Source organism: Moorena sp. SIO4A5, assembly GCF_010672005.1.
In the GTDB taxonomy this organism is placed as follows: domain Bacteria; phylum Cyanobacteriota; class Cyanobacteriia; order Cyanobacteriales; family Coleofasciculaceae; genus Moorena.
Genome location: NZ_JAAHHZ010000041.1, coordinates 53,406 through 62,371, shown reverse-complemented (window position 1 = coordinate 62,371; position 8,966 = coordinate 53,406). Strand labels below are relative to the sequence as shown.

The window sequence follows — 8,966 nt, the reverse complement described above, 5'->3', positions numbered from 1 at the left end:
TGTCAGATTTTAATGACTAAATTGGCGGATTTTTCGGGAAATTTTAGTTTATTTCCCTATCCCCCTATCCCCCTATCCCCCTATCTCCAATAATCGTTAACTTATTAAAGTTTGAAACAGCCCTGCCCTTAAAAAAGGGGGACTTTGAGTATGGCTCCCCCCTTTTTTAAGGGGGGCTGGGGGGGATCATAATCTTGCGGAAAACTTTGAAAACACGCCCTAGGGGGGCGTGCGCCATACTGAGAATCAGCAACGCCCTTAATCTTCCTAGTTGTTTATCCTTCTAGAAAAGTACCATAATCTGAGTGTGAGTTCCCGCTTCCTATACTATGGTTTTGCTTGAGCAATTACGAGCCAATGATTTGGAATACTACTGTCGTGCTAATCTCAACCTCTATGATTCGCCCAACTGTGAGAGTTTGACAACACAAGCAGCCACCGGAAGGCACTTGCGGGTCTTGTCGGTCCCACCTGTCGGTAATGCCTTAGAGGTGCGTCTGTGCGAAGATAACTATTCTGGTTGGTTGCCTGTGTCGGATTTGGCTGTACTGGACATAGCTAAGACTCCTTATCGCCCCATTTCTCTGTCTCCAGCTCAAATCCAAGCACGAATAAAAGCGGTGATTGGGTTTACTAAAGCAGCAATGCACCAAAATCCCTACTACCTTTGGGGGGGTACAGTAGGTCCCAACTATGACTGTTCAGGGTTGATGCAAGCAGCGTTTGCAGCATCGGGGATTTGGTTACCCAGAGATTCCTATCAGCAAGCAGCTTTCACCCAAACCATTAGAATGGAGCAATTACAACCAGGAGATTTGGTCTTTTTCGCTACCGCCCAAAAAGTGAACCATGTAGGATTGTATCTAGGTAATGGTGATTACATTCATAGTTCTGGCAAAGATCATGGTCGTAATGGGATTGCAATTGACCAACTTTCAGAACAAGGGGATGAGATAACAAAGTATTATTACCGACAGCGCTACGGAGCTGGGCGAGTTGTGGCAAGTTATCAGCCCTAGTCACTTAGCACAATTATCTAGCACAGTGATCTAACACAATTATCTAGCACAGTGATCTAACACAGTGATCTAGCACAGTGATCTAACACAGTGATCTAGCACTGTACTGCTCATAGAGTTGATCCCAATCAGACTTTCTGTGAAGCTCTCAGCAGGGCTTCAGGGGAAAAGACTAACAAATATGACCACAAAATATCCTCACAATTTCCTTTCCTCAGAGAAATATTCTGAGCTTTCTAAAATACTCCTGGTGATGATCTTGTGATTATACTGATTATTGAGGGAAGACTGTGGGTAGATGTATCCCTAGCTTATCTGTAGAATTTCTGACGGATCGAGCCCAGCAATGAACACCACTCAGTCTCACATAAACAGTACTGAAACAATGGCAGAGGGAGAGTCCGCCCTAAAGATCTTGTTTTCTTTATCACTTGATCTATTATGCACCTTTGGTCAAAACGGATATTTTCAACAAATCAATCCGGCTTGGGAAAAGGTTCTAGGATGGACTTGCTCCCAATTGCGATCGCGACCTTGGATTGAGTGGATTTATCGAGAAGATCGGGAATTTACTCTCAATGCCCTTCGTGATTGTGGTCACGGAAAACTAGTCGAATATCGGAATAGAATTTACCATAAAGATGGTAGCTTGCGTTGGCTGGCTTGGAGAATTTCACAGGATGAACAGGGTCTTATCTATGGTGTTGCTAAAAATATCACTAGCATTAAAGAGCTAGAATCTGGATTGGACGATGGTAACTCTACTGGCTGCTATGAAGGCAGTAAGGGCTCTGAAAATCTCAATCCAGATGATCAAAACTTAAAAAGTTACTTTGCTTTATTAACCGCATGGCTTTATCGCTATAAAGCGGTTAGTCAAATCAGTGGTCAGCTGCTCTACGAATGGAATACCCAGACCAATGAATTGATTTGGGGTCACAATATTGAACAAGTATTGGGTTATTACCCAGGGGAAATCGCCAACACTGGGCAAGGGTGGGATCAGTTAATTTATCCTGATGATTTAGAACGATACCGACACATCATTGAACGGGTGATTGTGACTAAGGAGCCTATTGATCTTGAGTATCGGATGCGTAAGAAGGATGGCACGTACATCACTGTTGAGAACAAAGGACAGTTTTACCTAGATAGTGCCGGTAATCTCAATCGTCTGGTGGGGTTAATTGTTGACATCACGAAGCGCAAACAGGCAGAAGAGGCATTACGCCTGAGCGAAAAACGATTTCGGCTAGCAGTGGATAATTTCCCCGGTACATTTATGATATATGATGCCCAGCGGCGGCTCCAGTTTATCAATCAACAAGGGGTTAAGCTAACTGGAGTGTCTGATTCACCGCTACTGGGTCACACTGACGAGGAAATCTATCCACGTGTATTTAAGGATATCTATGTGAAACTCCTACAAAAGGCTGTGGAAACCCGTACACCACAAGTGGAAGAACTGACTCTGACTTTGCCAGAGGTTGGTGAACTCACTGTCCTCGCTACCTATATTCCCCTGCTAGATGAGCAAGGAAATATTTATCAAGTTATCGGGATTATCCAAGATACTACCCAGCGCAAGCAGGCAGAGGTAGAACTACGGCAAGCCTATCAGCAATTGAGACTAAATACAGCAGCGGCTTTAGACGAGAAAGATGCCCAATTTCGACGGGTGTTTGATGAAGCACCTATCGGAATGTCACTCTCAGATTTGGATTATCAGTTTATTCAGGTGAATCGGGCTTTGTATGAAATGCTCGGATACACCAAGTCTGAACTAATGGCTCTCAATGGTTTGGCAATTACTCATCCTGAAGACCTAGAACAAGCCCAGCCTTATATTAGGCAGGTCATACAAGGAGAAATTGATAGTTTTAAGTTAGAAATACGTTACCGCAAAAAGAATCAAGATACCCTCTGGGGTAATTTAACCATGATGGCTATGCGAGATCAAGCAGGAGAAATCCTGTGTATTTTGAGCATGGTTGAAGACATTACAGAACGCAAGCAGGCAGAGGAGGCGCTACGACATAGTGAAGAACGATTTCGTGCCATCATTGAAGATCAAACTGAACTGATCTGTCGGTTGAAACTTGATGGCACCCTAACGTTTGTCAATGATGCTTACTGCCGCTATTTTGGCAAAGACCGCTCTGAATTAGTAGGGAAAGTATTTTTGCCAAAAATGCCTCCGGAAGACGAAGACATTGTTACCCGGAACTTCCGTTCTCTTTCTGTAGATAATCCGATTAACACTTACGAACACCGAGTTCTTCTCGACTCTGGAGAAATTCGCTGGCAGCAGTGGAGTGATCGAGCTATGTTTGATGAACATGGCAACTTTCTCGAATGCCAGGCGGTGGGAAGAGATATCACTGAACTCAAGCAAGCAGAAGCAGATATTCGTAAGGCATTGGTTAAGGAAAAAGAGCTGAGTCAACTGCGTTCAGGTTTCGTTTCATTAGTTTCTCACGAGTTTCGCACGCCTCTGACTACCATTCAATCTTCTGCTCAAATGCTGCAACGCTATGAGGATAAATTGTCCCCTGAGAAAAAACTGAAGCACCATGATAAGATTCAGCATGCTGTGCTCCGGATGACTCAACTTTTGGATGATGTTCTAACGATTGGGAAAGCCGATGCGGGTAAACTCAAGTTTGAGCCAGCATCCATGGATTTAGTTGCTTTGTGTCAGGACATACTCGAAAATATCAAAATTAACCTGGGTTATAAGCATAACCTGATATTCATTACTCATGGGTGCTGCCAAGATGCCCTAATCGATGAAAGACTTTTGAGTCATGTCGTTAACAATTTGCTGTTAAATGCCATTAAATATTCCCCAGAAGGAGGTACCATCAAATTTGAACTCAATTGCGATTCTTCGACCGCAGTAATCCAGGTTCAAGATCAGGGGATCGGCATTCCTAAAAAAGACCAAGAGAAACTCTTTGAGTCCTTTGAAAGAGCGAGTAATGTTGGCAGCATCCCTGGTACTGGACTGGGTTTAGCGATTGTCAAAAAATGTTTAGACTTGCACGAGGGTACAATTGCTGTAAACAGTGAAGTTGGGGTGGGAACAACATTTACGGTTACCCTACCGCTGCACTTGGCTACTGACCAAAATAGGGAGTAGGGAGTAGGGAGTAGGGAGTAGGGAGTAGGGAGTGGCGTCCATAAAATGGAATGTACCTCATAAGTATCAGAAACGCTATATACAATGGTTGATCGCCTTTGGCTCATTATTAATTATTAATTATTGCTAATTAATATAGCATTATTAAATGAATTGTGATAATTTTTGATGCCATATTCCCTACTCCCAGATCCGCTGTTCCCAGATCCGCTGTTCCCTTTGCTATACATAATTGAAGTCTTCTGTATTCCTAATTCTCAGTTCGGTTGACAATCAACGATCAACAATGACCCCTCAGCTTTCTCTCAAATTCTTGCAAGTTCAGGAAACTAGCGAGTCTACTGGTTCAACTCCCAGTTATCGCCTTGACAGCTATATTGCCCAACAAACACCTGACTTGTCTCGCTCTCGTATCCAGAAGCTGATTGAACAAGGCAACGTGCAAGTGAATGATCATGTGTGCATCTCAAAAAAAGCTAAAGTTCAGCTAGGCGATCGCATATCCCTAACCATACCTGACGCTAAACCCCTGGAATTACAACCGGAAGTCATCCCCTTAGACATTCTTTATGAAGATGAGGTTCTGATTATTATCAACAAACCGGCTAGTTTGGTAGTTCATCCCGCACCTGGTCATGAAAGTGGTACTCTTGTCAATGCCCTTTTAGCCCACTGTCCTAAACTGACAGGTATTGGTGGTGTTCAGCGTCCAGGCATTGTCCACCGCTTGGATAAGGATACAACTGGTGCAATTGCGATCGCAAAAACTGACCAGGCTCATGGACATCTACAAGCTCAACTCCAAGCCAAAACTGCTCAAAGACAATATTTAGGTGTAGTCTATGGTGCTCCCTCTGCTGAGTCTGGCACCATTAACCAACCGATTGGACGGCATCCTGTAGACCGCAAGAAAATGGCTGTCGTGCCAGTAGAAAAAGGGGGACGCCCAGCGATTACCCATTGGCAAGTCCGAGAACGACTGGGCAACTATACCCTGATCCATTTCCAATTAGAAACTGGTCGCACCCACCAAATTCGTGTCCACAGTAGCTATATTGGTCATCCCATTGTTGGAGATCCCGTTTACAGCAGTGGTCGTTCTGTCGGTGTCAATCTACCGGGTCAAGCACTTCACGCTTGGCGGCTACAACTAAAGCATCCAGTTTCTGAGGAGTGGATTGAGTTTGTTGCCCCTCCCCCCCTAGCTTTGATCAAACTCTTAGACGTGCTACGACTTCGCTTCAGCTAGTTCCTTTTGCGGAGATTGCTGAGCCCGATATGGCACTAAGGATTCGTAATCGATGTTCAAAGCTGACACTCGTGGGATAGTGTTGCCTTGGGGAGACAGATCCCGTGCCATGCCCATATACAGAGACGGATCCCCTAACTTGGCCTTCTTGTCTTGTGGCACGTAACTGCGCACCTGGGTCTGCCAAATGATTTGTGGGAAGCCCAGTACTGCACGGTAGTATTCGTTGTAACGTGGAGATTTGATGTTGAATGGTATTTCACCCTGAGACCGACCGGGAATCACTCGACGCCGTTGATAGGGGACGGTGTTGTACCCAAAATTCTCCATGTACTCTTCGCTGTCGAGAAGTTGATCGACGAAGCCTTGGATACCCTTTGTGGCAATTATAACTGCCCAGGCTAATTTTTCTCTTTCCCCATAGATATCACGTCCAAGCACCCGCTGCACGCACTGCTCTACAACGCGATAGTTGCTGTTTTTGTCATAGAAGCTGGTCTTGAAGGTTTCAGAAAGCAACAACCCACGAATGAAGTCCCGCACTGTGATCTGACCGAAGCGGAGTTGGGACTCCAGGAACGGTTCACGATCCGAAGCAAAGGCATGGAAGAAAATCTGACGGTATCCTGCCTCGATTAGGGCATCCATGTCTCCGGGGGAGAGCAAGTTTTCAGTGGAATAAATTCTGGGTTGCTCTTCTCCTGGTATCTCATACCCATCTATGCGCGCATTCTGCGTCACAGGGGCGTAGCCTAGTAAAGGAATAGCCACGTTTTTATCTCCGTATTCTTAGAAAATCTTACAAACCTTAATCAAATATATAATGAATCCCGTGTCAATCTGTAAAAAAATTATAGTTTAATCGATATTTCAATCTCTAGAGCGACCACTGATAGCCGGGACAGCAGTCAATAGTCAATCGTCAATAGTTATGGGTTAATCAACTAACCCTTTTCTTGCTTTTGTGATTACTCTGTGTGATTACTCTGTGTGTCCCCCTTTAACTTAATCACCTTAATCACTAATAGGTTATTAATTTTGATTAAGGAAAACGTTACTCAAAGCAATAATTTTTAATATTTATTAAAATAGCCCGAAATAATTAGACCAAACAATTAGACAATAGCCGATCGCTCCTAGCATCCATACCCCATCCAAAAAGACAGTGAATTAGTCTTGGATGGACACTCTGGCCAATCCCGCAGGTAAGTTTCGAGATTTACCTGCCAACGTGGGGGTTTTAATCCCAGACCCAAACAGAGATGGGAAATGACCTCAAAAAAACGCTGATCGTGACCAGGGGCACCTAAATGAGCATGGGCATATTCATGGATGACAATACTTAACCAATCAGACCGTGCAATGCGTCCGACATCAATTAATATCACCGCCGGAGTGGCTAAGATGTTGCAAAAGCCATCAATACCAAACTTTTCCCCTAAAGGGGTTGCCAAAATCCGCATTGGGCGGCATAGGGAATCATGATAGCAGCTATGACAGGCGTCTAAGCAAGTCTGGAGTTCTCCATTAATGGCATCAATGTGATTGCCAATCCAGGTATAAATGCGATCGCGTTCTTTAGCATGATCAGTGATCTCTACCATACTTGGGTCTAAAGCCAGCTGACCCACCGCATTCAGATACTGGTAGCCCCGGATTAACGGATCATCGCTGATGGTGGAATCACCACCCCAAGATTGAATAATACTCTTCCGGTGCCAAGACATTTTGTTGTTGTTGAGATGTCACCCCAATATTAGACCCAGTATTAGCCCTATTCTCTAAATTCTCTAGATTAGAGTCAATCCGGGTTTCGATGCAAAATGATGCGCTGCTAAATCCACCAAAACGTTTCACTATACTTGTACGCATCCGCCGAGATGGAGTGATAAAGGAGAAACGCTCATGAGCACTCATGGTTTCATATTCAGTAATCAGCACTAGCCCATCTTGAGCATCCATCTGATAAAGACCAGCCACTGGCATGGTTTCCGCGTAACCTTTTTCCCGCAATAACTTCCCATGTCTAGGAGAATCGGCATCTGGAACCACCACCATCACCGTCGAGTCTTTGTGACCCTCATCAGTCTGATCCCAAGCCATTGTACCCTGCCAACTGACCAAAGCTCCACCTGCTGCCAAACTTGGGTTAATCTTATGAAGCTCACACAGCTCAATGACTTGGGGATGATCAGCCTTTAAGGTGGCTACATTGATATCCAACTCTCCCTTCTCTGCTTGTCGGAAGGCTAGGTGGTGGGTTGTGCGTTGCGATCGCCAGTTGCCAGCACTGAGCTGGAAAAATTCCATGGCATCAATAATTGGATCCATATTATGGTATTTGGTTTACCGAGTTTTTACTTAAATTTTACTTAATCTTGAATTTTTGCATATTCCTGAGATTTTTCCAAACAAGGGATCCATGCCCAATCCATCAGGATTTCCGCTGCTACGCTACATATACTGATACTAAATGCAATTGTGCCACTATATAGTTGGGTTTGGCCTCAGGTTTGGCGTAACTATGATGTCCGAATAATTACTCTTAATCGAAATCACCCTATCACTCCGTTACACCATCAATTTTCTTTATTATCGGTATTCAATCGGACTTGATCTAAGTCCATCAGACATACAGGCACAAGGGCAAATCATCGCTTTCCGGATTTTTATTACAATTTGTATCTTTAATTACTTATTGCTTGACAGAATCGACAGTATTTTATATGTGTGTTAGATTGATTAACAACGGCCAAAAAAAAGAGCAGTCGGAACACTCGTCCGCCTGCCCTAATCAACGTATGTAAGCTTAGGAGTAAACCTATGGAAATGCCTGGAAAGCTAAGTTTGGAACAACAGTTCCAGATGAAAATCTACCAAGACCAAGTCAAGCTGTTGAGCCAGGAGGAGGCTCAGTCCTATCTCTTGGAAGTTTTGCGTCAAATGATGGTTAAGGAGAATCTATTCCGCCATCTACTCAAAAACGCTTAACTCTTAATTAGCTGCGAAGGTTTCACTTTGCTTGACTTGTTTTAAGGGGTGCCTCAGTCGTACCTACATTCGACGAATCTACACTGGCATGGGAACGCCTATAATCTAAACCTTCGCTGCTGATCTGAACCTGCTAATAGCCATCGTAGCGCTTCAGCCCTGGCCGCGCTACTACCATATGATAGTATATTTTAGAAATTTCGACTTAAGTAGGAACACTGATATAGTTAGGGAATTAGATAGTCAAGGAATACTTACCAAGAACTCTTGGCTGTTAATGGCTGGAATTTACAATCTTGAATTAAGACTAGGAACCAGCTTGCATATTGCTGCTCTTAAGCTACCTCCGAATTCTAGCACAGATGATAGGATTCGGAGTGCTCGATTTTTACGTCACTTGCCATTATCCTCCCTTTCAGGTCAATCAGGACTTAGGCAAAATTGGGCAACCAACCCGTGACAAAGTACTTCATGTAGGGTGGGCAGTGGCTCAGACCGATTGATCAAGTTGGCCAAAGGCTTGCTAAGCACTGCCCACCAAAGAGCTAGATGTAGGGTGGGCAGT

General features: G+C 44.2%; 8 protein-coding genes. 5 read left to right on the top strand and 3 right to left on the bottom strand.

Annotated features, from left to right (window positions below):
- Positions 1-329 precede the first annotated feature (329 nt).
- The 3 genes from F6K57_RS14945 to F6K57_RS14935 all read left to right on the top strand — a co-directional run bounded on the left by F6K57_RS14945 (position 330) and on the right by F6K57_RS14935 (position 5,410).
- Entirely contained in the window at positions 330-1,019 is a 690-nt protein-coding gene (locus F6K57_RS14945) for a C40 family peptidase (protein ID WP_293029216.1), read from the top strand.
- A gap of 346 nt (positions 1,020-1,365) precedes the next feature.
- Positions 1,366-4,161 (top strand): PAS domain S-box protein, encoded by a 2,796-nt coding sequence (locus F6K57_RS14940; protein WP_293068836.1) that lies wholly within the window; start codon positions 1,366-1,368, stop codon positions 4,159-4,161.
- A 286-nt stretch (positions 4,162-4,447) separates the two neighbouring features.
- Positions 4,448-5,410, top strand: a complete 963-nt coding sequence (locus F6K57_RS14935; RefSeq protein WP_293068833.1) for an RluA family pseudouridine synthase — start codon at positions 4,448-4,450, stop codon at positions 5,408-5,410.
- Here F6K57_RS14935 and F6K57_RS14930 read toward each other — a convergent pair.
- The 3 genes from F6K57_RS14930 to F6K57_RS14920 all read right to left on the bottom strand — a co-directional run bounded on the left by F6K57_RS14930 (position 5,390) and on the right by F6K57_RS14920 (position 7,729).
- Positions 5,390-6,181, bottom strand: a complete 792-nt coding sequence (locus F6K57_RS14930) for a phycobilisome rod-core linker polypeptide (RefSeq protein ID WP_293029207.1) — start codon at positions 6,179-6,181, stop codon at positions 5,390-5,392. The two genes, F6K57_RS14935 and F6K57_RS14930, sit on opposite strands and share 21 nt — an antisense overlap.
- A gap of 365 nt (positions 6,182-6,546) precedes the next feature.
- Positions 6,547-7,137, bottom strand: coding sequence for a hypothetical protein (locus F6K57_RS14925; protein ID WP_293029205.1), 591 nt, complete (start codon positions 7,135-7,137; stop codon positions 6,547-6,549).
- A complete protein-coding gene (locus tag F6K57_RS14920; RefSeq protein ID WP_293029219.1) occupies positions 7,094-7,729 on the bottom strand; it encodes a phycobiliprotein lyase in 636 nt (211 codons plus the stop codon). Before F6K57_RS14920 ends, F6K57_RS14925 begins: the two co-directional genes overlap by 44 nt.
- 504 nt (positions 7,730-8,233) lie before the next feature.
- On the opposite strand from F6K57_RS14920, the gene F6K57_RS14915 reads away from it, so the two are divergent.
- Together F6K57_RS14915 and F6K57_RS14910 are read left to right on the top strand one after the other, a co-directional pair.
- Positions 8,234-8,401: an NblA/ycf18 family protein gene (locus F6K57_RS14915; protein WP_293029202.1), complete on the top strand. Its 168-nt coding sequence runs from the start codon at positions 8,234-8,236 to the stop codon at positions 8,399-8,401.
- 362 nt (positions 8,402-8,763) lie between these two features.
- Complete coding sequence (locus tag F6K57_RS14910) at positions 8,764-8,904, top strand: hypothetical protein (RefSeq protein WP_293029199.1); 141 nt, start codon at positions 8,764-8,766, stop codon at positions 8,902-8,904.
- Positions 8,905-8,966: the final 62 nt, after the last annotated feature.

Excerpts from the sequence above, each read along its gene's own strand:
- F6K57_RS14945 (WP_293029216.1), top strand. The coding sequence starts at position 330 with ATGGTTTTGCTTGAGCAATTACGAGCCAATGATTTGGAATACTACTGT.
- F6K57_RS14935 (WP_293068833.1), top strand. The coding sequence starts at position 4,448 with ATGACCCCTCAGCTTTCTCTCAAATTCTTGCAAGTTCAGGAAACTAGC.
- F6K57_RS14940 (WP_293068836.1), top strand. The coding sequence starts at position 1,366 with ATGAACACCACTCAGTCTCACATAAACAGTACTGAAACAATGGCAGAG.
- F6K57_RS14910 (WP_293029199.1), top strand. The coding sequence starts at position 8,764 with ATGATAGGATTCGGAGTGCTCGATTTTTACGTCACTTGCCATTATCCT.
- F6K57_RS14925 (WP_293029205.1), bottom strand. The coding sequence starts at position 7,137 with ATGTCTTGGCACCGGAAGAGTATTATTCAATCTTGGGGTGGTGATTCC.
- F6K57_RS14915 (WP_293029202.1), top strand. The coding sequence starts at position 8,234 with ATGGAAATGCCTGGAAAGCTAAGTTTGGAACAACAGTTCCAGATGAAA.